Annotated in this window: 26 protein-coding genes; 15 read left to right on the top strand and 11 right to left on the bottom strand. The window is 63.1% G+C overall.

Annotation, left to right across the window (positions count from 1 at the left end; translation table 11 throughout):
• From CEW87_RS10765 to mnhG, 3 genes are read left to right on the top strand one after another with little or no spacing between them, the layout of a single operon-like run.
• Window positions 1-492 carry a Na+/H+ antiporter subunit E gene (locus CEW87_RS10765; protein WP_108972930.1) on the top strand — a complete coding sequence of 164 codons (492 nt, stop codon included), beginning with the start codon at window positions 1-3 and terminating at the stop codon, window positions 490-492.
• On the top strand, window positions 489-812 hold the full coding sequence (locus CEW87_RS10760) for a monovalent cation/H+ antiporter complex subunit F (RefSeq protein WP_108972928.1): 324 nt from the start codon (window positions 489-491) through the stop codon (window positions 810-812). The genes CEW87_RS10765 and CEW87_RS10760 overlap by 4 nt, the downstream gene beginning before the upstream one ends.
• A complete protein-coding gene (mnhG, locus tag CEW87_RS10755) occupies window positions 809-1174 on the top strand; it encodes a monovalent cation/H(+) antiporter subunit G (RefSeq protein ID WP_108972926.1) in 366 nt (121 codons plus the stop codon). The genes CEW87_RS10760 and mnhG overlap by 4 nt, the downstream gene beginning before the upstream one ends.
• A gap of 1 nt (window position 1175) precedes the next feature.
• Here the strand turns inward: mnhG and CEW87_RS10750 are convergent, their stop codons facing one another.
• The 6 genes from CEW87_RS10750 to CEW87_RS10725 form a co-directional block, all read right to left on the bottom strand.
• Window positions 1176-1568 (bottom strand): Na+/H+ antiporter subunit G, encoded by a 393-nt coding sequence (locus tag CEW87_RS10750; protein ID WP_108972924.1) that lies wholly within the window; start codon window positions 1566-1568, stop codon window positions 1176-1178.
• A 14-nt stretch (window positions 1569-1582) separates the two neighbouring features.
• The gene (locus CEW87_RS10745) at window positions 1583-1852 is read right to left on the bottom strand and encodes a K+/H+ antiporter subunit F (RefSeq protein ID WP_108950758.1); all 270 of its coding nucleotides are present in this window, start codon (window positions 1850-1852) and stop codon (window positions 1583-1585) included.
• A complete protein-coding gene (locus CEW87_RS10740; RefSeq protein WP_234421726.1) occupies window positions 1849-2310 on the bottom strand; it encodes a Na+/H+ antiporter subunit E in 462 nt (153 codons plus the stop codon). Before CEW87_RS10740 ends, CEW87_RS10745 begins: the two co-directional genes overlap by 4 nt.
• A gap of 74 nt (window positions 2311-2384) precedes the next feature.
• Window positions 2385-3914: a monovalent cation/H+ antiporter subunit D gene (locus CEW87_RS10735; RefSeq protein ID WP_108972922.1), complete on the bottom strand. Its 1530-nt coding sequence runs from the start codon at window positions 3912-3914 to the stop codon at window positions 2385-2387.
• Window positions 3911-4297, bottom strand: a complete 387-nt coding sequence (locus CEW87_RS10730; RefSeq protein WP_108972920.1) for a Na+/H+ antiporter subunit C — start codon at window positions 4295-4297, stop codon at window positions 3911-3913. The genes CEW87_RS10735 and CEW87_RS10730 overlap by 4 nt, the downstream gene beginning before the upstream one ends.
• A gap of 1 nt (window position 4298) precedes the next feature.
• Window positions 4299-7151 carry a monovalent cation/H+ antiporter subunit A gene (locus CEW87_RS10725; protein ID WP_108972918.1) on the bottom strand — a complete coding sequence of 951 codons (2853 nt, stop codon included), beginning with the start codon at window positions 7149-7151 and terminating at the stop codon, window positions 4299-4301.
• A gap of 443 nt (window positions 7152-7594) precedes the next feature.
• Here CEW87_RS10725 and CEW87_RS10720 point away from each other — a divergent pair, with 443 nt between their 5' ends.
• Window positions 7595-8389 carry an IclR family transcriptional regulator gene (locus tag CEW87_RS10720; RefSeq protein ID WP_108972916.1) on the top strand — a complete coding sequence of 265 codons (795 nt, stop codon included), beginning with the start codon at window positions 7595-7597 and terminating at the stop codon, window positions 8387-8389.
• A gap of 37 nt (window positions 8390-8426) precedes the next feature.
• Here the strand turns inward: CEW87_RS10720 and pbpG are convergent, their stop codons facing one another.
• The 3 genes from pbpG to CEW87_RS10705 all read right to left on the bottom strand — a co-directional run bounded on the left by pbpG (window position 8427) and on the right by CEW87_RS10705 (window position 13138).
• Window positions 8427-9470, bottom strand: coding sequence for a D-alanyl-D-alanine endopeptidase (pbpG, locus tag CEW87_RS10715; RefSeq protein WP_108972914.1), 1044 nt, complete (start codon window positions 9468-9470; stop codon window positions 8427-8429).
• A 181-nt stretch (window positions 9471-9651) separates the two neighbouring features.
• Window positions 9652-10800, bottom strand: coding sequence for a patatin-like phospholipase family protein (locus CEW87_RS10710; RefSeq protein ID WP_108972912.1), 1149 nt, complete (start codon window positions 10798-10800; stop codon window positions 9652-9654).
• 64 nt (window positions 10801-10864) lie between these two features.
• Window positions 10865-13138, bottom strand: coding sequence for an NADP-dependent malic enzyme (locus tag CEW87_RS10705; protein WP_108972910.1), 2274 nt, complete (start codon window positions 13136-13138; stop codon window positions 10865-10867).
• Window positions 13139-13518: 380 nt separating this feature from the next.
• Between CEW87_RS10705 and CEW87_RS10700 the strand changes: the two genes are divergently transcribed.
• Together CEW87_RS10700 and CEW87_RS10695 are read left to right on the top strand one after the other, a co-directional pair.
• Complete coding sequence (locus CEW87_RS10700; protein WP_108972908.1) at window positions 13519-15366, top strand: phosphoenolpyruvate carboxykinase (GTP); 1848 nt, start codon at window positions 13519-13521, stop codon at window positions 15364-15366.
• A 79-nt stretch (window positions 15367-15445) separates the two neighbouring features.
• A complete protein-coding gene (locus CEW87_RS10695; protein ID WP_108972907.1) occupies window positions 15446-16621 on the top strand; it encodes a pyridoxal phosphate-dependent aminotransferase in 1176 nt (391 codons plus the stop codon).
• A gap of 45 nt (window positions 16622-16666) precedes the next feature.
• Here the strand turns inward: CEW87_RS10695 and CEW87_RS10690 are convergent, their stop codons facing one another.
• Both CEW87_RS10690 and ampD read right to left on the bottom strand, forming a co-directional pair.
• On the bottom strand, window positions 16667-17380 hold the full coding sequence (locus tag CEW87_RS10690) for a transglycosylase SLT domain-containing protein (protein ID WP_199917170.1): 714 nt from the start codon (window positions 17378-17380) through the stop codon (window positions 16667-16669).
• A gap of 285 nt (window positions 17381-17665) precedes the next feature.
• On the bottom strand, window positions 17666-18217 hold the full coding sequence (ampD, locus tag CEW87_RS10685; RefSeq protein ID WP_108972904.1) for a 1,6-anhydro-N-acetylmuramyl-L-alanine amidase AmpD: 552 nt from the start codon (window positions 18215-18217) through the stop codon (window positions 17666-17668).
• A 193-nt stretch (window positions 18218-18410) separates the two neighbouring features.
• Between ampD and rfaE2 the strand changes: the two genes are divergently transcribed.
• The 9 genes from rfaE2 to CEW87_RS22415 all read left to right on the top strand — a co-directional run bounded on the left by rfaE2 (window position 18411) and on the right by CEW87_RS22415 (window position 25496).
• Window positions 18411-18902 carry a D-glycero-beta-D-manno-heptose 1-phosphate adenylyltransferase gene (rfaE2, locus tag CEW87_RS10680; protein WP_108972902.1) on the top strand — a complete coding sequence of 164 codons (492 nt, stop codon included), beginning with the start codon at window positions 18411-18413 and terminating at the stop codon, window positions 18900-18902.
• 70 nt (window positions 18903-18972) lie between these two features.
• Window positions 18973-20793, top strand: coding sequence for a DNA helicase RecQ (recQ, locus tag CEW87_RS10675; RefSeq protein ID WP_108972900.1), 1821 nt, complete (start codon window positions 18973-18975; stop codon window positions 20791-20793).
• 155 nt (window positions 20794-20948) lie between these two features.
• Window positions 20949-22625 (top strand): response regulator, encoded by a 1677-nt coding sequence (locus CEW87_RS10670; protein ID WP_108972898.1) that lies wholly within the window; start codon window positions 20949-20951, stop codon window positions 22623-22625.
• Complete coding sequence (locus tag CEW87_RS10665; RefSeq protein ID WP_108972896.1) at window positions 22622-22996, top strand: ribonuclease domain-containing protein; 375 nt, start codon at window positions 22622-22624, stop codon at window positions 22994-22996. Before CEW87_RS10670 ends, CEW87_RS10665 begins: the two co-directional genes overlap by 4 nt.
• A complete protein-coding gene (locus CEW87_RS10660; RefSeq protein ID WP_108972894.1) occupies window positions 22993-23427 on the top strand; it encodes a barstar family protein in 435 nt (144 codons plus the stop codon). Before CEW87_RS10665 ends, CEW87_RS10660 begins: the two co-directional genes overlap by 4 nt.
• A 150-nt stretch (window positions 23428-23577) precedes the next feature.
• Window positions 23578-23997, top strand: a complete 420-nt coding sequence (locus CEW87_RS10655; RefSeq protein WP_108950742.1) for an Hsp20/alpha crystallin family protein — start codon at window positions 23578-23580, stop codon at window positions 23995-23997.
• Window positions 23998-24100: 103 nt separating this feature from the next.
• Window positions 24101-25003: an acetylglutamate kinase gene (gene argB / locus CEW87_RS10650; protein WP_108950741.1), complete on the top strand. Its 903-nt coding sequence runs from the start codon at window positions 24101-24103 to the stop codon at window positions 25001-25003.
• Window positions 25004-25056: 53 nt separating this feature from the next.
• Entirely contained in the window at window positions 25057-25359 is a 303-nt protein-coding gene (locus tag CEW87_RS10645) for a nucleotidyltransferase domain-containing protein (protein ID WP_108972892.1), read from the top strand.
• Window positions 25353-25496 carry a hypothetical protein gene (locus CEW87_RS22415; RefSeq protein WP_159098144.1) on the top strand — a complete coding sequence of 48 codons (144 nt, stop codon included), beginning with the start codon at window positions 25353-25355 and terminating at the stop codon, window positions 25494-25496. The genes CEW87_RS10645 and CEW87_RS22415 overlap by 7 nt, the downstream gene beginning before the upstream one ends.

Below are 25496 nucleotides of genomic sequence, written 5' to 3'. Positions count from 1 at the left end.
ATGGCGCTTCTTCACCTTGCCCTCGCCTTCGGGCTGGCAGCCTTCGCCGACATGCTGAGCCCGCTCGGGGTACTGGCCACCTTCATGATCGTGTTCGGCGTACTGCGACTCTCCGGCGACCTCTTTGGCATCCGTCGTTACGCTCTTCGAGTCGAGTACGGCGTCCGTTTCGTCGTCTGGTTCATCGGCGAGATATTCAAGGCCAGTTTCGATGTTGCTCGCCTTGTATTGCGCCGAAGGATGAACACCAGGCCAGCCGTGGTGGCGATCAGACTGAAGCGTGCTGACGACGGCATCGCCACACTGATAGGCGCATTGCTGACCCTGACGCCCGGCACCCTTGCGCTCGACTACGACCGCGACAGCCAGCTCATGTACGTACATGCGCTCGACGCCGATTCGCAGGACGCGGTCGAGCGAGGCGTGCGCAGGATCGAATTCCGGCTGCTGAGATGGATCGATGCGGGATCAACGACGGAGGATGGAGCATGAGCTTTGAGCTGGCCGGTGCAGCCTGGGTGATTCCACTCGCATTCGCCCTGCAGGGCGTCAGCGCTGCGCTGATACTGGCACGCCTGCTGCGAGGCCCTACCGGCCCCGACCGCGTGGTGGCAATCGATGCGCTGACCCTGCTCGGCACCGCCGCGCTTGGGCTGTTCGCGCTCCACTCGCGCCAGACGGTAATACTTGACGCCGCCGTCGTTCTGGCGCTGGTGTCCTTCATCAGCACCACTGCCTTCATGCTGATGTTCAGGACACGCGAAGCCGAGTCGCCACCAGCAGCATCGATCAAGGAGGAGCGCGACCAATGACTCAGACACTGCTCGGCATTCTGGCGAGCGGCCTCATCCTGGCCGGCGCGCTGCTTTGCCTGATCGGCGCGATTGGCCTGGTGAGGCTTCCCGACTGCTACAGCCGCATGCATTCTGCAAGCAAGGCGGGATCACTGGGGGCCGCCCTGGTACTCGTGGGCGTCGCGGCAGCCAGCAGCGGAGAGATGGCGCTCGAGGCAGTGTTCGCGGTACTGGTGCTGCTTGCCACTGCGCCACTGGCAGCACATGCCGTCTCCAGGTCTGCCCACCGTGCTGGCCACAAACCAAAGTCTGGCCCGCTTGGGGACGCCCTGGCCGATCACCAGGCAGGGCGCAGCACACCTCCGGCAACCGGGGATTGACTCAGGAGGGCTCTCGCGCGGACGCGTCAGCGGATTCCGCTGCATCGGACTTGTCGTAGGTGCTCCAGCCCTTGCCCTCAGGTTTCGGCAACAGGGCAGCACTCAGCCGGCTATGCATGTGTGCCTTGGCCAGAAAATGAGCGGTAATCGGTGCAGACAGAAAAAGGAACATCGAAATCAGCAACTCGTGTACCGAAAAACGCCCCTCTGCAGCCAGAAAATAAGCGATCGATGCCAGCAGGGCGCCGCCCACACCAAGCGTGGTGGCCTTGGTCGGCGCATGCAGACGGGTCATCAGTTCAGGCATGCGAATCATGCCCCACGACCCCACAAGCAGAAACACTGCGCCGATGACGATCAGCGCAGAAATAACGACTTCAGCCAAAATGGGCATCTCGCTGTCACTCCTTATTCGATGATGTTGCCGCGCAAGACGAACTTGGCGTAGGCAACCGTGGATACGAAGCCGTACATGGCAAAGATCAGCGCCGCCTCGAAATACACCGGGGTCGTTTCACTGATGCCATACAGAATGATCAGGGCGATGACGTTGATCACCATGGTGTCGACCACCAGCACGCGGTCCAGAATGCTGGGTCCGCGCACGACCGACCAAAGGTTCATCAGCAGCGCGAGCGAAATTGCACCGAACGCAAAGGTCAAGGCATGCTCGATCATTCGAATATCTCCAACAGCCGCGCCTCATAGCGCGTCTTGATACGCTGCACGGCAGCGTCCGGATCAGGTTCGTCCAGACAATGAACCAGAAGGTGGCGACCATCTGCGGACAAGTCGCAACTGACGGTACCTGGCGTCATCGTGACGGTGCCGGCCAGCAGCGTGATCGCCTCCGGCTGGGTCAGCTCCAAGGGCACAGAGATCCAGCGCGGCCGCAGTGACGACACCTTGGCAAACACGATCAGGCGCGCGACCTCGATATTGGCGACCACGATGTCGCCCATCACGATCAAAAAATAGCCGGCGGCCTTTCGATAATTGCGCACACGTGGCCGGTCAGGCCAGAACCCGGACGTCAGCAGCGGAAACAACACCCCAAGGAATACGCCGAGCACCACATTGCCAAGGCTGAGGCTGTTTTGCAGCAACACCCAGATCAGGATCAGCAGCAAGGTCATCAACGGGTGCGGAAGCCAGTTGAACGCTTTCGCCTGATGCGTCTGAGCCTGGTGAGCCTCCGTATCATGTTCCATCATTCGTAACCTCCAGCCTCACCCATCACCGCATCAATGTAGTACGCGGGATGATAGATCTGCTCTGCAGCCTGTTCGATCCAGGTCATCATAGGCCCGGCGAATGCGGTCAACAGCACCAGCGCCGCCAGCAGGGTGCCAATCGACACCAGTGGCAGCACCGATCGACGCTCCGCGAGCGGCGAATCCTCCGCCAGCACCTGCGCACCCGGCGCGTTCTTCCAGAACACCGCGCTGCCTGCACGTCCGAAGCCGATGATGCACAGCAGGGAAGACACCAGGATCACCGCCCAGATCAACACTGCATTGGGTGCCGCGCGTGCGCTGTCGAGGATCATCAGCTTGCCGATGAAGCCGGACAGCGGCGGCATGCCACACAGCGCGATTGCCGCGATGAAGAAGAACACCGCCAACACCCCCCGATCGGCGAACTCGGCACCGGGCGACAACCTGTCGGCACAGGCACGCCGCACCGCGACCTCTCCCGCAATCAGAAACAGCACCGCTGCGGCGAGCGTCGAGTGCATCAGGTAATACAAGGCCGCGCCGGTGGCCTGTGGCGAAAACAGCCCCACCGCAGTCATCAGGGTTCCGGTGGAGCCGATCACCGCGAAGCTGGCAAGCTGGGTCAGGCTGCGCGCCGCCAGCACACCGATCATGCCCAAAGCCAGTGTGATCAGCGCCGCCGGCAGCAGCCAGGGTTCGGCAAGCCCGGACGACAGCCCCGCCCCGTCGCCGAAGGCCAGCGGAAACAGCCGCAGGATGGAGTACGCCCCCACCTTGGTCATGATCGCAAACAAGGCCGCGACCGGCGCTGGCGCGTTGGAGTAGGCACCGGGCAGCCAGAAGTGCAGTGGCACCAGCGCAGCCTTGATGCCGAACACCATGAGCAGGAGCAGCGCGCCCGTATTGAGAATCGCGCGATCGCCCTGTGCAAGCTCCGGCACCTTGAGCGCGAGGTCCGCCATATTCAGCGTACCGGTCACGCTGTAAATGAGGCCCACGGAAATCAGGAACAGCGTCGATCCGACCAGGTTGACAACCACATACTGCACCCCGGCGCTCATGCGGTCACGGCCGCCGCCATGGACCATGAGGCCGTAAGAAGCGATCAGCAGGATCTCGAAGAATACGAAAAGATTGAAGAAGTCGCCGGTCAGGAATGCGCCGTTGATCCCCATGACCTGAAACTGCCACAGCGCATGGAAATGACGCCCCTTCGAATCCCAGCCGCCGATCGCATACAGCAGCACCAGCAGCGACAGCAGCGCAGTCAGGAGCAGCATCAGCGCGGACAGGCGATCGAGCACAAGCACGATGCCAAAAGGCGCAGGCCAGTCACCGAGCGCGTACATCTGCGGCGGCTCGGAGGACGCCGAGAGCATCAGCGCGACTGCCAGCGCAAGCTGGAGGGTGCAGGTAGCCACCGACAAGACACGCGCCAGCACAATGTCGTAGCGCGCAACCAGTACGAGCAGCGGCCCCATCAGGGCCGGCAGCAAGATGGCGAAGACGATCCACTGGCTCACCGTCCGCCCTCCGACACTTCCACCGGCGGCACCGCAGACTCACCCTGGCTTGCATGGGCCAGAGCCGCACCATCGATATGATCAGAATCATTCTCGAGATAACTGCACAGCGCCATTACCACCAGAACCGCCGTCATCCCAAATGAAATGACGATGGCAGTCAGCACCAGCGCCTGAGGCAAGGGGTCCGTGTATGACACGGCCAGACTCGAAATCACCGGGGGTGCGTTGGGCGCAAGACGCCCCATCGCGAACAGGAACACGTTGGTCGCATACGACAACAGCGCGATACCGAGCACGACAGAAAACGTGCGCGCCCGCAACAGCAGATAAACGCCAGCAGAGGTCAGGCCACCAATGGCACTCGCCACAAGAAATTCCATTTCAGTGCTCTCCAGTGGCAGGCATGACGCGCGAAGGATCGACGTCCATCGGCTCGCGATTGACCAGCAAGTGTTCGGCATGACGGCCCACGCGCGAGAGATTGGCGAGCGCGAGCATGGTTGCACCTACGACAACCAGAAACACCCCGGTATCGAAGAACATGGCAGAGGCAATGTGCAGCTCACCAAGCAGGGGCAGATCCAGGTGCCACGCCGTGCTGGTCAGGAACGGGTAGCCCACCACCAGCGAGCCCAGGCCCGTTGCCGCCGCGATCAGCACCCCAACCCCGATCAGTGCGTGATAGTCCACCTTCATGCGTTGCGCAGCCCAGCCAAAACCACTGGCCATGTACTGCACGATCAGCGCCACCGCGACCACCAGGCCGGCAATGAAGCCACCGCCAGGCACATTGTGCCCGCGCAGGAAGACATAGAAGCCGACCATCAGCGCCAGTGGGAGCATCACCCGCGTCGCGACCGCAAGCATCATCGGATGCCGGTCCGCGGCGCGCGCCTGATCGGGCTGCCAGGCCTGCAGGCGATGACCTGCAGCGCTGGTCATCAAGCCATCAAGCAGGGCAAAGATCGCGAGCGCGGCAATACCCAGCACGATGATTTCGCCAAAGGTATCGAAGCCACGGAAATCCACCAGGATGACGTTCACCACGTTGGTTCCACCGCCACCGGGGACCGCTTGCTCAAGATAGTAGCCCGACAGGGTCTCCGCATCGCGCGTGAGCACGGCCCATGCGGCCCCGCCCACACCGCCACCGGCAGCCAGCGCGAGCAGCGCATCACGCCAGCGCCTGGGCGCCGCCGACTCGCGTGGCGAACGCTTGGGCAGGAAGTTCAGGGCCAGCAACATCAGGATGACCGTCACCACTTCAACTGAAATCTGCGTGAGCGCGAGGTCGGGAGCGGAAAGATAGACGAAGCCGATCGACACGATGAGCCCGATCACGCCCACGACCACAAGCGCCTGCAGTCGCCGCTGGTGCATCACCACGACGGCCGCACACGAACCCATCAGCAGGATCCAGCCAACGACCGCGACCGGCGTTGCCGGCACCAGAACACGCTCACCAAGCGCATGGCTACTGCCGTGGAAGACGGCGAAACCGACAAGCAGCATCGCGGCCAGCATCAGGGCCAGATAGCGCTGCATGGAACCGTTGTGCAAGCCGTGCGTGATGCCTTGTGCCAGGCCGACGATGGCGGCGATGAGTTCGTCAAACACGCGCTTGGCCTGCGGATGCGGGCCCGCCTTCCACAAGGCGCGCACCTTCGGGTAGGCGCGGATCATCAGCGTGCCGACACCGATCGCAATCACGCTCATTCCCAGCGCAGCAGTAAAGCCATGCCATTGAGCGAGATGGTAATCGAGCACCTGCCCACCCGTGACCGCCCGGGACACCAGCGCCACGATCGGGCCTGCCAGCGTGTCTGGGAATAGCCCTATGAGGATGACAAGCGCAACCAGCACGGCGGGGGGCAGCCACATGCCGACAGGCGGGTCGTGCGGGCGATGGGGATAGTCATCACGAACCTTGCCCCAGAATACATGGGCAACATAGCGGAACGAATACGCGACCGAGAAACAAGCTGCCAGGGTCGCAACACTTGCCAGCACCCAGCCCTGCCCGGCCCATTCAGTGTTCGCGGCCTCGTGCAACATCATTTCCTTGGACAGGAAGCCATTGAGCAAGGGCAGACCGGCCATCGATGCGGATGCAATCATGGCCAGCGTCGCCGTGACTGGCATCAGGTTCATCAGCCCGCCAAGACGACGAATATCGCGGGTACCGGCCTCATGGTCCACAATGCCGGCGTTCATGAACAACGCAGCCTTGAAGGTGGCGTGGTTGAGGATGTGAAACACTGCCGCGGTAGCGGCCATCGGTGTGCCGAAGCCAAACAGCATCGTCACCAGTCCGAGGTGACTGACGGTCGAATACGCCAGCAGCCCCTTGAGGTCATCCTTGAATAAGGCGATGAACGCGCCCAGCAGCATCGTCACCAGCCCCGTTGTCGCAACGATGTAGAACCACTCGTCCGTACCGGACAGCACCGGCCACAAGCGTGCCATCAGGAACAGGCCGGCCTTCACCATCGTTGCCGAATGCAGATAGGCCGACACCGGCGTGGGCGCAGCCATGGCATGCGGTAGCCAGAAATGGAACGGAAACTGGGCCGACTTCGTAAAGCAACCTACCAGAATCAGCACCAGCGCCGCCAGATAGTAAGGTGATGCCTGAATCTCCTCGCTACTCTGGAGAATCACCGTCAGGTCGTAAGACCCCGCGATATCGCCGAGGATCAGCATCCCGGCAATCATCGCCAGACCACCCCCGCCCGTCACCGTCAGGGCCATCCGCGCGCCCTGCCGCCCCTCGGGCAGATGCTTCCAGTACCCGATCAGCAGGAAGGACGACAGGCTGGTCAGCTCCCAGAAGATGAGCAGGAGCAGGATGTTGTCGGACAGCACGATCCCCACCATTGCCCCCTGAAAGAGCAGCAGGTAGGTATAGAAACTGCCCATCGGATCGTCTTTCGACAGGTAGTAACGCGCATAGACGATGATCAGCATGCCAATGCCGAGAATCAGCCCGGCAAAGAAGAAGCCCAGCCCGTCGAGAAAGAAATTGACGTTGAGTCCGAGCCCGGGAAGCCACTCCCAGCCGGCATGGATCACCTCGCCGCGAAACAGCGCAGGCGCGTGCGACATGAGCCCCACGAAGGCGAGCAGGGTGGTGACAAAGGTTCCCGTCGCACAGGCATTGCGCCCGGCGCGGATCATCAGCGCAGGCAGCAGCGCGCCGATGAAGGGCAAGAGCACGATCAGGAGAAGACTCATTCCGGTTCCAGGAAAATCACTTCGGTTCCACTGCAGGGCGGATGGCGAGAGCAAAAAACAACCCGGTCCGGCCGGGCATTATTGAGCAAAAGTATATCTGCAGGTAAACGCTGCTTCCATATGGCAGCAGCGCAAATGACCACCGGACGTGCGTTGCGGTTCCCCGGCGAACCACAGATCGTGTGCGAAATGCGCCTCATCATGCCCTGTCCCCGCCTTCTCACCGGACCCTGCGGGGCCAGTTTGCAACGCAAACTTCGCTCCCGCGCGCTCCGCGGGAGCTTCCGCACCCGCCTCGGCTCGCGCGATCGAGTCGCAGCAACAGCCCGTCGCCCGGCATCACTCGTGAAGCCCCTGTTTATCAGCTTTTGCTGTTTCATTTCACTAGGCGAAATCGAGTCCCGCAGTTACCATTCACGCGTTACGCAACTCTGCAGGTCAACGTGTCCGCCAGAAAAATCGACGAAGCCCCCGCACCGGCGGAGGCCAAGAACCCCATCCAGGTGATCGAGCGCATGATGAAATTGCTCGACACGCTTGCCGAGCACGCCGATCCCGTGCCGCTCAAGTTGCTTGCACTGGAAACTGGCCTGCATCCGTCGACGGCACACCGCATCCTGGGTGCAATGACGCAAAGCGGATTCGTCGATCGCTCCGATCCCGGTGTCTATCGTCTCGGGATTCGCCTGCTGGAACTGGGCAGCCTGGTCAAGTCGCGGATTTCGCTGCGTGATACCGCCATGCCTGCAATGCTCAAGCTGCATGCAGCAACCGGCGAGAGCGTTAACCTCGGCATCCGCGCAGGTGACGAGATCGTCTATGTGGAACGCACTTCGAGCGGCCGTTCCTCGGTGCGCGTGGTGCACATCGTCGGAGCCCGTGCACCGCTGCACACTACCGCCACCGGCAAGCTCTTCCTGGTCGAAGACGGGATCGACAAGGTACGCGATTATGCGCGTCGCACCGGCCTGCCCCCGTCCACACCCGAGTCGCTGACAACGACACCGGCGCTCGAGAAGGAACTCGACAAGGTACGCCGCCATGCGGTGGCATTCGACCTCGACGAAGTCGAAGCCGGCGTGCGCTGCATCGCTGCAGGCATTCGCGACGACAGTGGCGAACTCATCGCCGGCCTGTCGCTATCGACCCCCTCGGAGCGCTTCAACCCGGACTGGGCCCCGCTGGTGCGTGAAACCGCCAACGAGATTTCCAGGTCGCTGGGCTACATCGCAAAGTAAGCATGTGCCCGCCGGAGGCTCAGGCGGGCTGCCGGCCTTACCCCTGTTTCGCCTTGGGCGCAGCAGCAACGCGCTCTGCGGCCCGGCTATCTATCCATTTGCGCACACGCTGCGCATCAGCCGTGCGGGTATAGCGCCCGACCGAATCCATCAGCACGATGACCACCGGCTGCTGGTTGATCCAGGCCTGCATGACCAGACAGCGCCCGGCCTCGGAGATATATCCCGTTTTTGAAACACTGATCTCCCAGTCGGGGTTTTTAACCAGCGAGTTGGTGTTGCCGAAACGCAGCTGACGCCCGCGCACCTCGACATAGCGCTCTGCGGTCGTCGAGAACTCACGGATCAGGGGATAGCGTGACGCAGCCGCAACCAGGCGTGCCAGGTCTCGCGGACTGGAGACGTTGGCCGGGTTCAGCCCGGTGCTGTCGTGAAACCGGGTATCGGTCATGCTCAGCAGACGCGCCTTGATGTTCATCGCGTTAACGAAGGCCGGCAGCCCGCCCGGATAGTGCCGTGCGAGCGTCGACGCTGCCCGGTTTTCCGACGACATCAGGGCGAGGCGAAGCAGCTCCTCGCGCGTCATGCGCGTACCGAGCGACAGGCGTGAGCCCGTTCCCTTGAGCTGATCGATATCTTCCTCATCGATGCTCAGCTCTTCGGACAGGCTCGGGCTGGCCTCAAGGACGACCATGGCGGTCATCAGCTTGGTGATCGACGCAATCGGCAGCACCGCGCCACCATTCTTTTCCAGCAGCACCTCACCGGTCGCCTGGTTTGCCACGTAGAAGGCGGAAGACTTGAGCAGCGGATTGCCCTTGCTGTCCAGCGCCAGCTCCGCAGACTCCTCTGCCGCCGGCGCGCTGCGTTTCGCCACAACCTTCTTGGTCGCGCGTTTCGCTGTCGACTGCTTCGCCTTGCGGGTCGACGTTTTCGCGACCGCTTTCTTCTGACTGGCCTTGCTCGACGTGACCGAGGTCGTCTTCGAAGCTGTCTTCGATGACGCGGCCAGCGCCGGACTCAGTCCGCCATGAACCAGCACCAGTGACAGTAACGCGGCAAAGAGAATTCTGGGCTTCATCGTGGGGCTCTGAACGAAAACGACGTGTACGTTAATTCTTAACGAAAATAGGGAGATATCAAGCTTTTTTGAAGTGTCTTGTGAAAAAAGCCTGATTAATTGTTACATCAACGCTCGAACACCGCGTTGAGATGACGCAATCTGAGCGTGAATTGTCGCCGTCCCGCCAAAAAGGATGTGTTCAATCCGTGACGTCCAGGCGCAGGAATGCTGCGACTTCATCGCGTCGCGCCAGTGTGTCCTGATAGCCAAGGTCCATCAGCGCGCGGGTGAAGCTCTGCTCGAACAGCAGGTAGCTCAGCAGGGTCGAACCCTCGCGCCGCATGGCCCCAAGCCCGCGCAGGACGGCACGCAACAGCGGCGGAAGGGACTCGCGATGGTGCCCGGCAATCGCATCGAGGCGCTGCGAGGGCGAGATCACCAGGGTTTCGATCGGTCTCAGACTGATGCCTGCTGCGGCGCGCTGCGCTGCATCCAATCCGCCGAGCGTCTCGTTGATGCGCTCCATCCGCTCCAGATCGACTGCAAGCCCATCGAGAAAGATGCTCGACAAGGCATGCCCGGCGATCTGCGCCGGGGACGGATAGCTCTCGGTCCGCTGCCGTCCCTCCTCCGCCAGACGCCCGGACCCGATCACCAGTATTCGGTCGGCTCCGAGGTGGATCGCCGGACTGACCGGCGCCAACTGGCGCATCGAACCATCGCCGAAATACTCGCGATTGATCTTGGCTGCGGGAAAAACAAAGGGTATGGCGCTCGACGCCAGCAGATGATCCACCCCGAGGCGCGTGCGCGTGCCGATACGTTGCGCGCGGCGCCAGGGTTGAATGGACGGATGCCCCGAGAAGAACGCCAGGCTCTCGCCTGAGGTATAACCGGAAACGGTCACACTTACGGCGTGCAGGTGCCCGGCGTCGATGGCCTGATCGATGGCGCTGAAATCGAGCGTGCGCTCCAGCAGTGCGCGCAAGGGGCTGTTGTCGAGAAGGGATCGCGGCGTCTGCCTGACCGCCCAGCCGGCAAAAAGCGCCGAGCCCCACCGTACGCCTGAGCCCAGCAGCGCTGCCGCGTCGGTACGATAGACCTGACTCGCACAGAAATTGCGCCAGATCCACGAGAGCTTGCGTACTGCAGCGTTGAAATCGGCCGAATACACGGCCAGCGCCGTCGCGTTGATGCCGCCGGCCGAGGTGCCGCAGAGGATCGGAAAGGGGTTTCCGGGACGCGCGCCGCGAATGTGACGAATGGCCTGCAGCACGCCGACCTGATAGGCCGCACGTGCGCCGCCACCCGTCAATACGAGCGCTGCCCGCCCTGTTTTCTCATCCATGCACGACCTCCCCTGAATCCATCATGGCACAGGCGCGAAGACGAGAAAACAGGCCCGGGCGGCGTCAGTCCTCCTGACCCGCTTCGACCACGGTAAGCGCAGTCATGTTGATGATCCGGCGTACGGTCGCCGATGGCGTCAGGATATGTACCGGCTTCGCCGCGCCGAGCAGGATGGGGCCGACCGTCATGCCTTCGCCAGCCGAACTCTTGAGCAGGTTGAAGGCAATGTTGGCCGCATCGAGCGTGGGGAAGATCAGCAGGTTGGCATCTTCACGCATGCGCGCGTTGGGGAAGACCTGCAGACGATGCTTGGCGTCGAGCGCCGAGTCACCGTGCATCTCGCCCTCGACCTGCAGCTCGGGGTGCTGTTCATGCAGCATGCGCAGCGCAATGCGCATCTTCTCGGCCGTCGGCGAGTCGGCGGAACCGAAGGAAGAGTGCGACAGCAGGGCAATGCGCGGCTCGACACCGAAACGCACCATTTCTTCCGCCGCCAGGCGCGTCATCTCGACCACCTGTTCGGGCGTCGGATCGTAATTGACGTAGGTATCGGCCAGGAACAGCGTACGACCGGGCAGGCTCAGCAGGTTGAGTGTGTAGCAGTGCTTGGCATCCGCGCGGCGCCCAAGCACGGTCTCGACGAAGTCGAGGTGCAGGCGATGCATGCCGTAAGTGCCACAGATCAAACCGTCGCCATAACCGAACTTGAGCAGCAGGGAGCCGATCAGGGTGGTGCGGCGACGCACTTCCTTCTTCGCGTACTCGACCGACACGCCCTTGCGCTCCATCAGCGCGTGGTAGTGCTCCCACAACTCATGGAAGCGCGGATCGGAGTCGGGGTTGACCAGCTCAAAGTCACGCTCGGCTTCGATACGCAGACCAAAGCGCTTGATGTTGTTCGTCACCACCTCCGGACGACCGATCAGGATCGGGCGTGCGAGCCCCTCATCGACCACGGTCTGCACCGCACGCAGCACCTTCTCGGACTCACCCTCGGAGAAGATGATGCGCTTGGGCGCACGCTTGGCCGCGGCGAACACGGGCTTCATGATCAGGCCGGAGTGCCATACGAAGTTGTTCAGCTGGGCGCGATAGGCGTCCCAGTCGGTGATCGGGCGGGTTGCCACGCCGGACGCCATTGCGGCTTCGGCCACGGCCGGCGCGATCTTGACGATCAGCCGGGGGTCGAACGGACGCGGAATGATGTACTCGGTGCCAAAGCCCGACACCTTCTCGCCATAGGCCGCCGCAACGATGTCGCTTTGCTCGGCACGCGCCAGTTCGGCGATCGCCTTCACCGCCGCGAGCTTCATCTCGTCGGTGATGGTGGTCGCACCAACGTCGAGCGCACCGCGGAAGATGAAGGGGAAGCACAGCACGTTGTTGACCTGGTTCGGGTAGTCCGAACGGCCGGTAGCGATGATGGCGTCATCACGCACTGCCAGCACTTCTTCGGGCAGAATCTCGGGGGTCGGATTGGCGAGCGCCAGGATCAGCGGCTTCGGCGCCATCTTCGCCACCATCTCGCGCTTGATCACGCCGCCGGCCGACAGGCCGAGCACAACGTCCGCCCCCTCGATGATCTCCGCCAGCTTGCGCGCGTCGGTCTTCTTGGCGTAACGCGCCTTGATCGGGTCCATCAGCGTGGTGCGGCCTTCATACACCACGCCCTCGATGTCGGTCACCCAGATGTTCTCGACCGGGATGCCCAGCATCACCAGCAGATCGAGGCAGGCGAGCGCAGCTGCGCCCGCACCGGAGGTGACGAGCTTGACCTTGTCGAGCGCCTTGCCCTGCATCTTGAGGCCGTTGAGGATGGCCGCACCGACGACGATTGCGGTGCCGTGCTGGTCATCGTGAAAGACCGGGATCTTCATCCGCTCGCGCAGCTTGCTCTCGATGTAGAAACACTCCGGCGCCTTGATGTCCTCGAGGTTGATGCCGCCGAAGGTGGGCTCGAGCGCTGCGATCATGTCGATCAGCTTGTCGGCGTCGGGCTCGTTGACCTCGAGGTCGAACACGTCGATCCCGGCGAATTTCTTGAACAGCACGCCCTTGCCTTCCATTACTGGCTTGGCGGCGAGCGGGCCGATGTTCCCCAGACCGAGGACGGCAGTCCCGTTGGTGATGACGCCGATCAGGTTGCTGCGCGAGGTCAGATTGGCCGCTTCGGCCGGATCCTCGACGATGGCATCGCAGGCGGCCGCTACGCCGGGCGAATACGCCAACGAGAGGTCGCGCTGGTTGGACAGCACCTTGGTGGGCGTAACCGAGATTTTTCCGGGACGCGGGTAGCGATGGTAATCAAGCGCCGCAGCGCGAATCAGTTCATCCATGATGTGTCTTCCGTCTCGTCTGTTTTGTGGTTCTTGTGGATTCTCGCGTGCAGCATCCGTCGCCGGAAAAACCCCAGCTTCGGTCACTGCGCGGGCCGCAAGCTTTCAAGCATACACCTGTGAAACGCGTTTTCACATTGCGAAAAGCATTTTCAACCGCTGGCATTTTCCGGAAAATGGGACCCGTGGCATAATGTTAGGCTTTCATCGGCTGCGGACTATCCTAGTATTTTCCGCAAGTCGTTTTGCAGGATGCATAGTGCGGCCAACCTTGACCCCTGTGCAGGCCTGACGCCCGCCGGCCGCAAGGCCTTTCGAGACCGATCGGGCTCGACCGACGGGGAACGGTTTCGCTTCAGCAAACTGGAGAGCTTTTCGCCATGAGTCAACGCTTCGCCGACGCAGCCCTGGCTGCAGCACCCGATTATGTCCGTCACGAAGGCCTGAAGAAGTGGGTCGCGGAGATCGCCACCCTCACCGAACCTGACCAGGTCGTGTGGTGCGACGGCTCCCAGGAAGAATACGACCGCCTCTGCGCTGAAATGGTCGAGTCGGGCATGCTGATCAAGCTCAACCCCGAAAAGCGCAAGAATTCATACCTCGCATTTTCCGATCCTTCGGACGTGGCACGCGTCGAAGACCGCACCTTCATCTGCTCGAAGGACAAGGGCGATGCCGGCCCCACCAACAACTGGGAAGAGCCGGCCAAGATGCGCGGCACCCTGAACGATCTGTTCAAGGGCTCGATGCACGGCCGCACCATGTACGTGGTGCCGTTCTCGATGGGGCCGCTGGGCTCGCCGATCGCCCACATTGGCATTGAGATCACCGACAGCCCTTACGTCGTGACCAACATGCGCACCATGACGCGCATGGGCAAGGGCGTTTTCGACGTACTCGGCACCAGCGGCGAGTTCGTGCCCTGCGTGCACTCGGTCGGCGCACCGATCGCCCACGGCGAGAAAGACAGCCGCTGGCCGTGCAACCCGACCACCAAGTACATCGTCCACTTCCCGGAAACCCGCGAAATCTGGTCCTACGGTTCGGGCTACGGCGGCAACGCCCTGCTGGGCAAGAAGTGCTTCGCCCTCCGCATTGCCTCGACCATGGCGCGCGACGAAGGCTGGCTGGCCGAACACATGCTGATCCTCGGCGTGGAGAGCCCCGAAGGCGAGAAGACCTATGTTGCAGCGGCCTTCCCGTCGGCCTGTGGCAAGACCAACTTTGCCATGCTGATCCCGCCCAAGAGCTTCAACGGCTGGAAGATCACCACCGTCGGCGACGATATCGCCTGGATCAAGCCCGGCAAGGATGGCAAGTTCTACGCCATCAACCCCGAAGCCGGCTTCTTCGGCGTTGCCCCAGGCACGTCCGAGAAGACCAACTTCAACGCCATGGCAACCCTGAAGGAAAACATCATCTTCACCAACGTCGCACTGACCGACGACGGTGACGTGTGGTGGGAAGGCATGAGCAAGGAAGCGCCCTCGCACCTGATCGACTGGCAGGGCAAGGACTGGACGCCGGAAATCGCCAAGGAAACCGGTCGCAAGGCCGCACACCCGAACTCGCGCTTCACCGCGCCGGCCGGTCAGTGCCCCTCGATCGACGACAACTGGGAGAACCCTGAGGGCGTGCCGATCTCGGCATTCATCTTCGGCGGCCGTCGCGCCACCACGGTGCCGCTGGTGTACCAGGCCTTCAACTGGAACTTCGGCGTGTACATGGCCGCGACCCTCGGCTCCGAAACCACCGCTGCCGCCTTCGGCGCCCAGGGCGTGGTGCGTCGCGACCCCTTCGCCATGCTGCCGTTCTGCGGTTACCACATGGGCGACTACTTCAACCACTGGCTGAAGATGGGTCACACTGTGGAGAACACGCCGAAGATCTTCTGCGTGAACTGGTTCCGCATGAACGAGAAGGGCGAATTCATGTGGCCCGGCTTCGGCGAGAACATGCGCGTACTGAAGTGGATCGTCGACCGCTGCAAGGGTCGCATCGCCGCCAAGGAGACCGCGCTGGGCTGGATGCCGCGCTTCGAGGACCTCGACTGGACCGATGCCGACGTCAGCAAGGCCGAGTTCGACGCCCTGACCGAAGTGGACACCGCCGCGTGGAAGCAGGAACTTGCGCTGCACAAGGAGTGGTTCGACAAACTCGAGGATCGCCTGCCGAAGCAGTTCATGCTCAAGCGCGAACTGTTTGAACTCGCGATGAACGCAGACTGATTCCATCCCGGCCGTCACGGCCGGCACGGACGACAAAGCGCCGATCCGTCGGCGCTTTTTTCTTTTCAAGGAACGAACGATGACGCCCCCGCAACTCGCCCGCCGAATGTCCGACATCCAGCCCTTCCATGTCATGGAGTTGCTGCGCCGCGCACGCGAACTGGAAGCTGCGGGACGGGACATCATCCACATGGAGGTCGGCGAGCCCGACTTCCCCACCCCTCAACCGATCATTGACGCGGCCAGTCGATTCATTGCCGGCGGCGACGTGCACTACACGGCCAGCCTCGGACAGCCCCGCCTGCGGGAAGCCATTTCCAGCTTCTACCGCACTCAGTTCAATGCAGAGGTCCCGCCCGCGCGCATCATCATCACCGCAGGCGCCTCAGGCGCCCTGATGCTGGCGCTGGCAGCAACAACCGACCCCGGCGACGAATGGCTGCTGCCGGACCCCGGCTACCCGTCGAACCGCCACCTGGTGAGAGCGTTCGAGGGCGTGGCAACGAGCTTGCCGGTCGATGCCGCCACCCGCTATCAGCCGACGCCCGAACAGATCAATACTGCCTGGGGACCCCGTAGCCGAGGGCTGATGGTTGCGAGCCCGTCCAACCCCACCGGCACCCTGCTGACCGGCGAAGAACTGGTGGCGCTTCATCGCAGCACCACGGCGCACGGCGGCCTGCTGCTGGTCGACGAGATCTACCAGGGGCTGACCTACGGCGTCGACAGTTCAACCGCGCTGGCACAGGCGGAACTGGCCGAGGCGGACAACGTGTTCGTGGTGAACAGCTTTTCGAAGTATTTCGGGATGACGGGCTGGCGTCTGGGCTGGATGGTGGCACCGCAGGCCTATGTGCGGGAGATCGAGAAGCTCGCGCAGCATTTCTTCATCTCGGCCTCGACCCCGGCACAGCACGCTGCACTGGCGGCATTCGAACCCGCGACACTGGAAATTCTGGAGGCGCGCCGGCTTGAATTCGGACGTCGTCGCGACGCCCTGGTGCCCGCTTTGCGGGAACTCGGCTTCAATATCGCCACCGAGCCGCAGGGGGCCTTCTACATCTATGCGGACGTATCCGCGCTGTCCTCGGACAGCGAGCAACTGGCCCGCCGCCTGATTGAAGAGGCCGGCGTGGCAGCGACGCCGGGACTGGACTTCGGCCATCACCGCCCGCGCCAGCACCTGCGCATCGCCTATACAACGCGAAGCGAGCGACTGCTTGAGGCAGTCGCTCGCATGCGTACGGTTCTTTAAGCGGCCAAGACCGCAGCCTCAGGCGGGGCGAACCCGCCTGCAGACTCAGGCAGCGCCGTCGGACTTGCGGCCAGCAGCAGTGGTAAGACGCTGCTGCATGGCCATGACCTTGCGGGCATAGGCAGCAGCGGGATCACTCAGGGCGCCACCGTAGTACTGCAGCGCGGACTTCATGCTGCCGTAGCGGCGCAGACCTTCCTGCAGCACCAGGGTGCCGACACGCACGTTCAGCTCGGGATCGAACAGCGCATCCTCGCCCCGCTCGTCACCGATCTTGTCCATGTGGAAGCGCGGGATGACCTGCATCAGGCCCTGCGCGCCCATGGAGCTCTCGGCAAAGGGGTTGAAGCTTGACTCAATCGCCATGACCGCCACGATCAGCAGCGGATCGATGCCGACATGCCGCCCCGACTCCTCTGCCGCCAGCAGCACGGGCTCGAGGGCGACGGTCGACACCTTGTAGCGCCGCGAAACCCAGTCACGTACGCGGGCCATTTCCCGCGACAGCGTGACGTCTTCTTCGACGACCTTGACGCTGACCTTCTTGGCGGCAGGCGCTGCGGCTACAACGGGGGTTTCTGCTGCGTTGGCTTCGGAAACCAATGCGTTGAAGGAAGTGGCCTGTTCGCCGTCGAGACGGCCGGAACCGATGAATACGACTGCTACCAGACCGAGCGCCAGCAAGCTGCCGTGCGCCATACGAAACAGACTTGCACTGGCAGAGCGCCAGACGCGTTCAAAAGACGTTGCGTGATTCATGGTGTCCTCCGTGCTGTGGCCGGAACACATCGCTGCCAGACTCAGGTAGGAGCCATGACGAAACCGGGAAGGTCACCCGGTGTGGGGGCGGCTTGATGGCCGGTAAGCCAGGAAGCCGTGCGAGATGTTCGGTCGCCAGTAGGTGTAAGACTAGAGCCGCAACCAGACTCCGGTCCCGCGGTGCGCACGTCCATGACTGAAGTGCCGTGTCGCATTAGCGAGCCCCGGCAACGCACCGAAAATTGATTGATTTATAACAATGCTGCAATGCAATGAGCGCGGAGTCTATTGATCTGATTGACTTTTGTCAAAACTGACCTGTTGCAGGGGCGCCACAATTCCGGCCCGAACCCAGTCAAAGCAAGGCCCCGGGTCGGTCTTGCGCCCCGGAGCGATGTCCGAATGGCCGGCAATTTCAACCCCGGGATAACGCCGCCGCAGGCGCTTCAGCAGCGCAGCAAGCACATCGTATTGCACGCTTTCGAACGCCTGGTTGTCGCAACCCTCAAGCTCGATTCCGATCGAAAAATCGTTGCAGCGTTCTCGTCCGCGCCAGTTGGACACCCCCGCGTGCCAGGCCCTGGCCTCGGTGGGAACGAACTGGATCAGCTCGCCGTCACGGCGGATGAAAAAATGCGCCGACACCCGCAAGTGACTGATCGTCGCGTAATACGGGTCTTCGTCCGGATCCAGTGAATTGGTAAACAGTTGAACCACGCCGGGGCCACCGAAACGCTCGGGCGGCAGGCTGATGGCGTGGATGACGACCAGGGAAACCCGCTCCCCCGCCGGGCGGGCGTCGAAATTGGGGGACGCGATCCGTCTCACCCCGCGCATCCAGCCTTTCACTCTGCTCACTCCCTTGTCCGCAAACACCTTGGCAGGACCGCAGGCCGCGGTCCCGGGCACAGAATTCTAGTCGATCGGCGCGCGCCGGGCGGCCCCTCCTCCACCTGACCTGGTCACCGGGTCCGTCCGGGCTGCGTCAATCGCTTACAATCGACATCCTGCTTCCCCACGTCAGACACCCATGAGCTACAGCCGCCCCGCTTTCGAATCCAAACTGTGCCCGCCCGACGCACTGGCATCGCGCTGCGCGCAGTTGCCGCAACCGCTGGTCTTTACCAACGGCTGCTTCGACATCCTGCACCGCGGCCACGTGACCTATCTTGCACAGGCGCGCGCACTGGGTGCAGCGATGGTGGTGGCACTCAACACCGACGCTTCCGTCAAGCGCCTGGGCAAGGGCGATGACCGCCCGCTCAACCCGCTGGAAGACAGGATGGCCGTCATGGCCGCACTCGAGAGCGTCGATCTCGTCACCTGGTTCGACGAGGACACGCCGATCGAGCGCATCCTTGCGGCGCACCCCGCCATTCTGGTCAAGGGTGGGGACTGGGCGCCCGCGGCCATCGTCGGCGCCCCCGAGGTGCTTGCCTGGGGCGGCAAGGTGCATTCGATTCCATTCGAAGTTGATCGCTCCACGACGGCGCTAATCGGTCGCATCCGCGACGGCGGGTGAGCCGGATGCCCGCTGCAGGCGCCAAACTGACGCCGCACTACGCCCCCCCTTGCAGCTAAAATGCCTCCCGATGCCCGCTAAATCCGCCTCCGCACTCCACATCCTCGAACACGTTTTCGGCTATACCGCCTTCCGCGGCGAACAGGAAGCCATCGTCGAGCAAGTGGCCGGCGGTGGCGACGCACTGGTGCTGATGCCCACTGGCGGCGGCAAGTCGCTGTGCTACCAGGTGCCGGCCCTGATGCGCGAAGGCACGGCCATCGTGGTGTCGCCGCTGATCGCGCTGATGCACGACCAGGTGAGTGCGCTGGTGGAGGCAGGTGTTAATGCGGCCTTCCTCAACTCCAGCCTTGACGCCGAGTCGGCGCGCGCGGTGGAGCGGGCGCTCTACGACGGCAGCCTCGATCTGCTCTACGTGGCGCCAGAGCGTCTGATGACGCCGCGCTTTCTCGATCAGCTCGACCACCTGCGCGACACCAACCGGCTTGCCCTGTTTGCCATCGACGAAGCCCATTGCGTGTCGCAGTGGGGGCATGACTTCCGCCCGGAATACCTGCAGCTCTCCATTCTGCCCGAGCGCTACCCGTCGATTCCGCGCATCGCCCTCACCGCGACCGCCGACCGTCAGACGCGCGAGGAGATCGCCACCCGGCTGCGACTGGGCGAGGCACGGCGCTTCATCTCGAGCTTCGACCGACCCAACATCCGCTACACCATCGTCGAGAAAGACGATCCGCGCCGCCAGCTGATCGGCTTCATCCGCGAGGAATACCCGTCGGACGCCGGCATCATCTACTGCCTGTCGCGGCGCAAGGTGGAGGAAACCGCAGCCTGGCTGCAGGAACAGGGCATCAACGCCCTGCCCTACCACGCTGGCCTGCCGCAGGAAGTGCGTGCCGAACACCAGAACCGCTTCCTGCGCGAAGACAGCATCGTGATGGTGGCCACGATCGCCTTCGGCATGGGCATCGACAAGCCCGACGTGCGCTTCGTCGCCCACCTCGATCTGCCACGCTCGATCGAAGGCTATTACCAGGAAACCGGACGCGCCGGGCGCGACGGCCTGCCGGCGCAGGCATGGATGGCCTGGGGTGCGCAGGACGTGGTGCAGCAGCGCCGCATGATCGACGAATCCGAGGGCAGCGAAGAGTTCAAGCGCCTGGGGCGCAACCGGCTCGAGGTGCTGGTCGGGCTGGTCGAAGCCACCACCTGCCGCCGCCAGCACCTGCTGGCCTACTTTGGCGAAAGCTCGGCCCCCTGCGGCAACTGCGACAACTGCATCAGCCCGCCCCAGACCTGGGACGCCACCGACGCCGCGCGCAAGGCCTTGTCCTGCGTCTATCGCACCGGCCAGCGCTACGGCGCCGGTCACCTGATCGACGTGCTGCGTGGCGAGAGCACCGAGAAAGTGGTGGAGCGCGGCCACGCCGACATCAGCACCTTCGGCATCGGCAGCGACCTCGACGAAAAACGCTGGCGCACTGTGTTCCGCCAACTGGTTGCGCGCGAACTGGTCGCGGTGGATCACGAGCGCTACAACGCCCTGACCCTGACCGACCTTGCCCGACCGCTGCTGCGCGGCGAGGCCGAGTTCCTGCTGCGGGTGTCGACCGAGAAAACCCGCAGCCGCAGCCGACGCAGCGCCGCCCGCCTCGACATCCCGGGCGGCATCCCGACCACCCTGTTCGACAGCCTGCGGGCGTGGCGCGCAGCGCTGGCCAAAGAACGCAACGTGCCCGCCTACGTGATCTTCCACGATGCGACCTTGCGTGAGATCGCCCTCGCCCGGCCCGACAGCATGGCCGCTCTGGGTGGCATCACCGGTATTGGCGACCGCAAGCTCGAAGCCTACGGTGAAGACATCCTGAAGGTCGTCAGCGAGACCGGTTGAAGACGCACGACGCACATCGTCGCCACCGTCGGGACGGGCGCTACGGTCTGATCAAGGTCAGTTCCGACGCAATTCGCTCAAGCTTTTGCGCCGGAATGCCGTAAGATTTCCAAGCGCATATCAACGGACCCGGGGCGCAACACGCCCCGCCATTCATGGCCTCACTGGATCAACTCAGCGTACTCGTCATCGAAAGCCAGCCCACCATGCGTGCGCAGCTCAGGACCATGCTGTCCTCGATCGGCCTTGCCGAGGTGCAGTTCGCGGTTTCAGCAGGCATGGCGGTGCGGCGCCTGCGCGAGCATCGCTACGACCTGATCCTGTGCGAATACAACCTGGGGGACGGCCAGGACGGGCAGCACCTGCTGGAAGACCTGCGCACCCACGAGATCATTCCGCTCGATACGCTGTTCGTCATGATCACGGGCGAACGCAACTACGAGCGGGTGGTGAGCACTGCCGAGCTGTCGCCCAACGACTACATCCTCAAGCCGCTTGCAGCCGAGGCCCTGCGCGCACGGCTGATGCGTGCGCTCGACAAACGTGACGCCTTCCTCCCGGCGTGGCGCCTGATGGCCATCGGCGATACGCCGGACGCGATCGCGTATTGCAAGGAGGCCGTCGACAGCTATCCGCAGCACATTGTCGACTTCATGCGCCTGCAGGCTGAGCTGCATGTGTCCTCGGGCCAGATGGCCGAGGCCGAGGCCATCTATCGCGAGATTCTCAGCGGAAAGTACATTCCCTGGGCGCGCCTCGGTCTGGCGCGCACGCTGTTCCTGAGCAAGCAATACGAGGAAGCGGACCGGATCCTGACCGAACTCATCGCCGAGAACGATCGCTTCATTGCCGCGTATGACCTGCTGGCGCGGGTACGCGAAGATACCGGCCGCCCGGAAGCTGCGCTCGACGTACTGCGCACCGCAAGCGAGCACTCGCCCTACCGGGTAACCCGTTTGCGTCACGTCGGTGCACTGGCGCTGGCGGTCAACGACCCTGCAGCAGCCGAAGAGGCCCTGGCGGAGGTCGTGCGCAAGGGCAAGTACTCGGACTTTCGCGACCCCGAAGACCACGTCCGCCTCGTGCAGGCGCAGCTTGCGCTGAACCGGGTGGACGCGGCGAGCGCAACCATCACCGACCTCGACCGCAGCATGGGCGGACAACCCAAGGCGGATCTGTGCAAGGCATTGTCGACCGCCATGCTGCACAGCCACACCGGCGACGCGGCACGCGCCCGTGAAGCCCTGCTCGGCGCGGCCAAGGCCGCCCCCGGTGCGGCAAACATGTCGGTCGGCCTGAAGCAGGAGCTCATCAAGGCCTGCTTCGATCATCAGCTCGGCGATGCAGGCGGTGAGATGGTGATGAATATCCTGCGCACCTCGGCCGACGAGCGCACGGTGGAAACCACCCGCACGCTGATGAAATCCCGAGGGCTTGAGAAGCTGTCGAAGGAAATCGAGCAACGCATTCAGACCGAAGTGAAGGAGTTGATTTCGGTCGGAGCAGAGAAGGCCCACGCCGGTGACTTCGACGGTGCTGTGGCAGAGATGATGAACGCGGCACGCAAGATGCCCGGCAACCCGCATGTGCTGTTCAACGCAGCGCTCGCCCTGCTGCGCCATATCGAGCACCGGGGCTGGAACGAGGCCTTCGCCAGGCAGGCGCGGGCACTGATCGAGCGCGCACGCAAGCTCGCGCCCACCAGCAACCGCCTGTCTGCGATCACCGAGTTCATGCACGGACTGATCAAGCGCTATGGCATCCGGCCGGAACGGGTCATGGACAGCGCCGACAAGGCGGCCCTTTTCCGCAGAGCCAACGCCCGCAAATGACGCTTACCCCATTCCTGAGCACACTGCAGCGTGCCGCGCGCATCCTGCCACTGCTGTTTCTGCTCGCAGCCTGCACGCCTACCGGGTCGAACACCGACGCGTCGGGGCTCCCGCCCGAAGCCATCACCACCCTGAGTCTCATCCAGAATGGCGGCCCCTTCCCCTACCGCAAGGACGGCACGGTCTTCCAGAACCGCGAGCGCCTGCTGCCCGATCGCCCCCGCGGCTACTATCGTGAATACACCGTTCCCACTCCGGGCGCGCGAGACCGGGGCGCCAGACGCATTGTGACCGGCGGCAAGCCACCCGAAGTGTTCTACTACACCGCAGACCATTACCGCAGCTTCCGCCGCATCGAGCCCCGCCCATGAGCACGTCCACCGCCCGGCCCCTGAACACACTCCTCGCAGACCTCTCCCGCGCCGGCGTGCGCCCCTTGCCACCGGGCAGCGCCGAACGCCTTGCCGCCGCCGCATCGCAGATCGGTTTCAATTGCGCACGCATCAATCTGGGTGACTGCGAAGACAAGGCCGCGCTGCTGACCCGCATCGCCACTGTGCTCGATTTTCCGCGCTGGTTCGGTCACAACTGGGACGCCCTTGCCGACTGCCTCGGCGACCTCGGCTGGCGCCCCGCAAAGGGCCATGTCCTGTTGCTGGAGCACGCCGGCAGTTTTCGCGAGCGTCACACCGAAGACTTCGAAACCCTGCTCTCCATCCTGCGCGAAAGCGCCGCCTTCTGGGCCGGCGAACAGATTGCCTTCTGGACCTTCGTCGACCTCTCAGGCCCGGAAGCCGCCTGAACCCGCGAGCGGCCCAGGTGTTTGCCATCCCATTGATCCGGATCGCTTTCGATCACGGCCGACACGGGACTTGAAACTGTTCGCCTCGACCCTATATTTGTTTTGAAGCCGGAGGATTCACCGGCAAACATCAAGACAAGGAGAGCGAACATGAGCAACCTTTCCCGCCGTGACCCCCTCGACGATCTTTTCCGCGGCTTCTTCGTCCGCCCGGTGGATTTCGGCAATGTCGCCAACACCGAAGCGCCGCAGATGCGCGTCGACGTCAAGGAGAACACCGAAGGCTACGAGGTCCACGCAGAACTCCCGGGCATGAAGAAGGAAGACATCCACGTCCATATCGATGGCCCGGTGGTGTCAATCAGCGCCGAGCGCAAGCAGGAAAAAGAGGTCAAGGATGGCGAGCGCGTCCTTCGCACGGAACGTTACTTCGGCAAGGTTTCGCGCAGCTTCCAGCTCGGCCAGGATGTCGATGAGGCCAAGGCCGTGGCCAAGTTCAACGATGGCGTGCTGGAACTCACGCTGCCGAAGAAGCTTGCCGCGCAGGCCAAGCGTCTGACGATCGACTGATTTACGGACCCGATCGCCTTACACAAGCGGAAGACCACGGTCTTCCGCTTTTTGTTTACACCTGCGGCCACTACAATCGGGGCATCGTTTCCGGAGAAACCCGATGTCCGCTGCCAGCATCACCGCATCCACCCCTCCCGCCCTCAAGGCCGAGATCCTTGCCGAAGCGCTGCCTTACATCAAGCGCTTCTTCGACAAGACGATCGTCATCAAATACGGCGGCAACGCCATGACCGACCCAAAGCTGAAGGACTGCTTCGCGCGCGATGTCGTCCTGCTCAAGCTCGTCGGCCTGAACCCGGTCGTGGTGCACGGCGGCGGCCCGCAGATCGAGAACCTGCTGGCCCGCGTCGGCAAGAAAGGCGAGTTCATCCAGGGCATGCGCGTCACCGACGCCGAAACCATGGAAGTGGTCGAAATGGTGCTCGGCGGTCAGGTCAACAAGGAAATCGTCAACCTGATCAACAAGCACGGCGGCAAGGCCGTCGGCCTCACGGGCAAGGACGCCAGCTTCATCCGCGCCAAGAAGCTGATGATGCAAAAGCTCGACGCCCCGCTCGGCGACCTCGTTGACGTCGGTCAGGTCGGCGAAATCACCAGCATCGACCCCAGCCTGATCTCCTTCCTCGACAAGGGCGACTTCATCCCGGTGATCGCCCCCATCGGCGTCGGTGAAGAAGGCGAAACCTACAACATCAACGCCGACGTCGTCGCCGGCAAGCTCGCCGAGATCCTGAAGGCCGAGAAGCTGATGCTTCTAACCAACACCCCGGGCGTTCTCGACAAGGCGGGCAACCTCCTCACTGGCCTCACCCCGCGCCAGATCGACGACCTCGTCGCCGACGGCACCCTGTCGGGCGGCATGCTGCCCAAGATCGGCTCGGCGCTGGACGCCGCACGCAACGGCGTGAAGTCGGTACACATCATCGACGGCCGCGTCGAACACTGCCTGCTGCTGGAAATCCTCACCGATCACGGGGTGGGGACGATGATCAAGAGCAAGTAATTGCGACTGACCACCGGGGCCAGGTCAATGCATCCCTAACAGACGACAAGACCATGCGCATTTCTTCATTGGAAACCCGGGTGATCCTGCAAACCGCCCACCAGCAGTTCGGAACAGGAGCGAGCGTCTGGCTGTTCGGGTCGAGGATTGACGACGCACGTCGCGGAGGCGACCTCGACCTGATGATCGTGGTCGACCATCCGCTCGAACACAAGTCCGCGATGGCAGCGCGATTTGCAGCCGAACTGCAGTGGCAACTTGGCGACCAGAAAATCGATGTCGTTATTGATGACGGTAACGGTTACATGCCCATTCATCAGGCTGCCAGGCAAACCGGGAAACGACTTCAATGTTGAACTACGCCCCGGAAGCCCTGCCCGCCTTTAGCCAAACTACAGCGGGCGAGTTCTCCTCCAAGTTGCTTGCGGTCGTCACCGCGATCGAGATCTGGCTCTTGGACCTGGGCGTCAACAGTGCAGAGCTCGGCGACTAA

Source organism: Parazoarcus communis, from assembly GCF_003111665.1.
Lineage (GTDB): Bacteria > Pseudomonadota > Gammaproteobacteria > Burkholderiales > Rhodocyclaceae > Parazoarcus > Parazoarcus communis_B.
The sequence above is the reverse complement of the archived record's forward strand: the minus strand, read 5'-3'. Positions and strand labels throughout refer to the sequence as shown.

What these genes read in the sequence shown, in the direction of transcription:
- CEW87_RS10765 (WP_108972930.1), top strand. Translation starts at nt 1, where the DNA reads ATGGCGCTTCTTCACCTTGCCCTCGCCTTCGGGCTGGCAGCCTTCGCC.
- CEW87_RS10760 (WP_108972928.1), top strand. Translation starts at nt 489, where the DNA reads ATGAGCTTTGAGCTGGCCGGTGCAGCCTGGGTGATTCCACTCGCATTC.
- mnhG (WP_108972926.1), top strand. Translation starts at nt 809, where the DNA reads ATGACTCAGACACTGCTCGGCATTCTGGCGAGCGGCCTCATCCTGGCC.
- CEW87_RS10750 (WP_108972924.1), bottom strand. Translation starts at nt 1,568, where the DNA reads ATGCCCATTTTGGCTGAAGTCGTTATTTCTGCGCTGATCGTCATCGGC.
- CEW87_RS10745 (WP_108950758.1), bottom strand. Translation starts at nt 1,852, where the DNA reads ATGATCGAGCATGCCTTGACCTTTGCGTTCGGTGCAATTTCGCTCGCG.
- CEW87_RS10740 (WP_234421726.1), bottom strand. Translation starts at nt 2,310, where the DNA reads ATGACCTTGCTGCTGATCCTGATCTGGGTGTTGCTGCAAAACAGCCTC.
- CEW87_RS10730 (WP_108972920.1), bottom strand. Translation starts at nt 4,297, where the DNA reads ATGGAATTTCTTGTGGCGAGTGCCATTGGTGGCCTGACCTCTGCTGGC.
- CEW87_RS10725 (WP_108972918.1), bottom strand. Translation starts at nt 7,151, where the DNA reads ATGAGTCTTCTCCTGATCGTGCTCTTGCCCTTCATCGGCGCGCTGCTG.
- pbpG (WP_108972914.1), bottom strand. Translation starts at nt 9,470, where the DNA reads ATGAAGCCCAGAATTCTCTTTGCCGCGTTACTGTCACTGGTGCTGGTT.
- CEW87_RS10710 (WP_108972912.1), bottom strand. Translation starts at nt 10,800, where the DNA reads ATGGATGAGAAAACAGGGCGGGCAGCGCTCGTATTGACGGGTGGCGGC.
- CEW87_RS10705 (WP_108972910.1), bottom strand. Translation starts at nt 13,138, where the DNA reads ATGGATGAACTGATTCGCGCTGCGGCGCTTGATTACCATCGCTACCCG.
- CEW87_RS10700 (WP_108972908.1), top strand. Translation starts at nt 13,519, where the DNA reads ATGAGTCAACGCTTCGCCGACGCAGCCCTGGCTGCAGCACCCGATTAT.
- CEW87_RS10695 (WP_108972907.1), top strand. Translation starts at nt 15,446, where the DNA reads ATGACGCCCCCGCAACTCGCCCGCCGAATGTCCGACATCCAGCCCTTC.
- CEW87_RS10690 (WP_199917170.1), bottom strand. Translation starts at nt 17,380, where the DNA reads ATGAATCACGCAACGTCTTTTGAACGCGTCTGGCGCTCTGCCAGTGCA.
- ampD (WP_108972904.1), bottom strand. Translation starts at nt 18,217, where the DNA reads ATGCGCGGGGTGAGACGGATCGCGTCCCCCAATTTCGACGCCCGCCCG.
- rfaE2 (WP_108972902.1), top strand. Translation starts at nt 18,411, where the DNA reads ATGAGCTACAGCCGCCCCGCTTTCGAATCCAAACTGTGCCCGCCCGAC.
- recQ (WP_108972900.1), top strand. Translation starts at nt 18,973, where the DNA reads ATGCCCGCTAAATCCGCCTCCGCACTCCACATCCTCGAACACGTTTTC.
- CEW87_RS10670 (WP_108972898.1), top strand. Translation starts at nt 20,949, where the DNA reads ATGGCCTCACTGGATCAACTCAGCGTACTCGTCATCGAAAGCCAGCCC.
- CEW87_RS10665 (WP_108972896.1), top strand. Translation starts at nt 22,622, where the DNA reads ATGACGCTTACCCCATTCCTGAGCACACTGCAGCGTGCCGCGCGCATC.
- CEW87_RS10660 (WP_108972894.1), top strand. Translation starts at nt 22,993, where the DNA reads ATGAGCACGTCCACCGCCCGGCCCCTGAACACACTCCTCGCAGACCTC.
- CEW87_RS10655 (WP_108950742.1), top strand. Translation starts at nt 23,578, where the DNA reads ATGAGCAACCTTTCCCGCCGTGACCCCCTCGACGATCTTTTCCGCGGC.
- argB (WP_108950741.1), top strand. Translation starts at nt 24,101, where the DNA reads ATGTCCGCTGCCAGCATCACCGCATCCACCCCTCCCGCCCTCAAGGCC.
- CEW87_RS10645 (WP_108972892.1), top strand. Translation starts at nt 25,057, where the DNA reads ATGCGCATTTCTTCATTGGAAACCCGGGTGATCCTGCAAACCGCCCAC.
- CEW87_RS22415 (WP_159098144.1), top strand. Translation starts at nt 25,353, where the DNA reads ATGTTGAACTACGCCCCGGAAGCCCTGCCCGCCTTTAGCCAAACTACA.